General features: G+C 40.2%; 3 protein-coding genes. 2 read left to right on the top strand and 1 reads right to left on the bottom strand.

Going from position 1 to position 3,296, the window contains the following annotated elements:
- Nucleotides 1-951, bottom strand: a 951-nt coding sequence (chrA, locus tag C1642_RS15285; RefSeq protein ID WP_103236546.1) for a chromate transporter, incomplete at its 3' end; no start/stop codon positions are given.
- A 241-nt stretch (nt 952-1,192) separates the two neighbouring features.
- Here chrA and C1642_RS15280 point away from each other — a divergent pair.
- A complete protein-coding gene (locus C1642_RS15280) occupies nt 1,193-1,936 on the top strand; it encodes a GntR family transcriptional regulator (protein ID WP_000080816.1) in 744 nt (247 codons plus the stop codon).
- A 28-nt stretch (nt 1,937-1,964) separates the two neighbouring features.
- Nucleotides 1,965-3,296: fumarate reductase/succinate dehydrogenase flavoprotein subunit (locus C1642_RS15275; protein ID WP_228153926.1), on the top strand; the 1,332-nt coding region annotated here is incomplete at its 3' end.

Genomic DNA, 3,296 nt, shown 5'->3' with positions numbered 1-3,296 from the left:
GTCAACGACCATAATTAGTGGACCGGGTGTAGTTTCACCAAGTGCCAATCCATCAATCATTTGTGTAGGTGAAAGCCATCCAAAATGATTGACAGCCCCTTGATAGACATAAGGTAAAACCGCGTAAGCGCCCCCAAACGTAAGCAGCGCAGCTTTAGTGAAAAACCAAGCCATTTGGGTATAGGAATGATGCCATCCAAAATATGCGCCTAAAGCTAAAATTGGCAATAACCATAAAGCGATTGCCACAAAAATAAGTTTAGCTAACCGTGACCAATGGAATTTAGCGTGCTCTGGTGTCGGAGTATCATCATCAATATATGCCGGACCATAATCTTTTTGACTAGCTTTATGCCCACCCGCGGAGGAAAATAGTTCTGGGTACTTTTTACTTGCTAAATAGCCAGCAATACCTGCTGATAAAACGATAAGCGGGAAAGGAAGCTTTAAGACAAAAATGGCAAAAAACGCTGCAATTGCGACGACCCATAAAAACTTATTTTTAAGCGAACGACTGCCTATGCGGTAAGTTGCATGAAAGACAATTGCAGTGACGGCAGGCTTTATCCCGTAAAAGATACCTGCAATAACAGGCACATCTCCAAATTTTATATAAACCCAAGATAGTCCAATTAAAATAAATAAAGAGGGCAATACAAATAGAATACCTGCAACCAATCCTCCCACAGTTCTATGCATAAGCCAACCAATGTAGGTTGCTAACTGCTGCGCTTCAGGACCGGGTAACAACATGCAGTAGTTCAGTGCATGTAAAAATCTTTTTTCTGATATCCAGCGCTTTTGTTCAACCAGTTCCTGATGCATCACAGCGATTTGTCCAGCTGGCCCCCCAAAGCTAATAAAACCAAGCTTGAGCCAAAATAAGAAGGCTTGCCAGAAGGTGACTTGTTCCACTGAATCATCAGGGGTATTTAATTGTTTTTGTTGCATATTATCCCCTAAAAAATAATATTAATTTTTACGTTTATGACATAACGGAGTATGTTTTATAGCATAACAAACACAAATGTATTTTTTATGATAACCATTCAACTTTTATAGATAACTATTTATTAATTTATTGATATTAAATGAAATTATTTTTTTAACTAAAGTTATCGCTTTAAATTATTTCCAAAACTGAAACATTTTAAACATTATTTGCTCAAGTTGTTATAACAGGTTGTGAGCCGTGAGCCAGCTACCCCAAGATCCCAAAAATCACAAGCCTCTTTACGATCAATTAAGGGAACTCATCCTTAATAAAATTGTAAATGGTGAATATGCCGTACTGAGCCAAATTCCATCTGAAAACGAGTTTGCTGAACAATTTGGTGTAAGTCGAATTACAGTTCGCCAAGCGCTCAACCAATTACAGTTGGAAGGCTATATTTTTAAGGTGCCAGGTAAAGGGACCTTTGTAAGCAAGCCAAAAACGTTCCAGAACATCTCAAGTTTGCAAGGTTTTGCAGAAGCAATGTCATCTGCTGGTCACGAAATTTTAAACCGTGTCATCTCGGCCGAGCTTAAGCAGATCCCGATGCACGTTGTGCCCAAATTGAAGTTACCTGTTAAAGCTAATGTGTATGAAATTCAACGTGTCCGTTTACTCAACCGTCAGCCAGTGTCTTATGAGTTGACTTATTTGCCAGAACATATTGGTTTGAAGCTTAAAGAAAAAGCGATTGATTTACGTACAACCGATATTTTCAAGGCATTAGAACAAGAGTGTGACATCCCTTTGGGACATGCGGATTTAAGCATTGATGCCACGGTAGCGGATGAAGAATTAGCGGCTTTGTTGCAAGTCGAAATCGGAACTCCGGTATTACGGGTCGAACGTTTGACTCATGATGCAAATGGTCAACCGATTGACTATGAATATCTCTATTTCTCGGGCGATACCTTCCAGTACCGTTTACGTATTCATCGTTAATAACTCAAATAAAAATAAGGAATATTCAATGGAAACTAAATATCTTGAGTTTGATATTGTGGTGATTGGTGGTGGAACTGCTGGGCCAATGGCTGCGATTAAAGCAAAACAAGAAAACCCGAATTTAAAAGTCTTGCTCATTGAAAAAGCGAATGTAAAGCGCAGTGGGGCGATTTCAATGGGAATGGATGGACTGAATAATGCTGTCATTCCGGGCTACGCAACACCTGAGCAGTACACCAAAGAAATTACGATTGCCAATGAAGGGGTAGTTAACCAAACCACTGTATATGCATATGCGAAGCATAGTTTCAAAACCATTCAACAGCTCGATCAATGGGGTATTAAGTTTGAAAAAGATGAGACCGGCGAATTTGCAGTAAAAAAAGTACACCACATGGGGGCATATGTTTTACCTATGCCTGAAGGTCATGACGTTAAAAAAGTTTTATACCGTCAATTAAAGCGTGCTCAAGTCAAAATTAATAATCGGATTGTCACCACAAAGCTTTTAAAAAATGAGCAAGGTGCAATCAATGGTGTACTTGGTTTTGATTGTCGTAGTGGCGATTTCTATGTCATTAAAACGAAAGCTGCCATTTTATGTTGTGGTGCCGCAGGGCGTTTAGGTTTACCAGCTTCCGGCTATTTAATGGGCACTTATGAAAACCCAACCAATGCAGGTGACGGCTATGCAATGGCATACCATGCAGGTGCTGAGCTTGCTAATTTAGAATGCTTCCAGATTAATCCATTGATTAAAGACTATAACGGTCCGGCTTGTGCCTATGTGACCGGACCTTTAGGAGGTTATACCGCTAACAGTAAAGGTGAACGTTTCATTGAATGTGACTACTGGAGTGGTCAAATGATGTGGGAGTTTTACCAAGAACTGGAAAGTGGTAATGGTCCTGTTTATTTAAAAGTAGATCATCTGGCCGAAGAAACCATTCAAACCATCGAAGAAATCTTGCATACCAATGAGCGCCCAAGCCGTGGACGTTTTCATGAGGGTCGAGGAACCAATTATCGTCAAGATATGGTGGAAATGCATATTTCAGAAATTGGTTTCTGTAGCGGACACAGTGCTTCTGGTGTATGGGTCAATGAAAAAGCTGAGACTTCAGTTAAGGGATTATACAGTGCTGGCGATATGGCGGCTGTACCTCATAACTATATGCTTGGTGCATTTACCTATGGTTGGTTTGCGGGTGTAAATGCCGCGCAATACGTGAATGCAGTTGAAGATAGTGAATTAAACCAAAGCGAAATAGAAGCAGAAAAAGCTCGAATATTTGCGCCACTAGATTGCTCAGAAGGTTTACCTCCAGAGCAAGTGGAATATAAGCTGCGCCGTTTT

It is taken from the genome of Acinetobacter sp. AKBS16, assembly GCF_002899995.1.
In the GTDB taxonomy this organism is placed as follows: Bacteria; Pseudomonadota; Gammaproteobacteria; order Pseudomonadales; family Moraxellaceae; genus Acinetobacter; species Acinetobacter baumannii.
The sequence above is the reverse complement of the archived record's forward strand: the minus strand, read 5'-3'. Positions and strand labels throughout refer to the sequence as shown.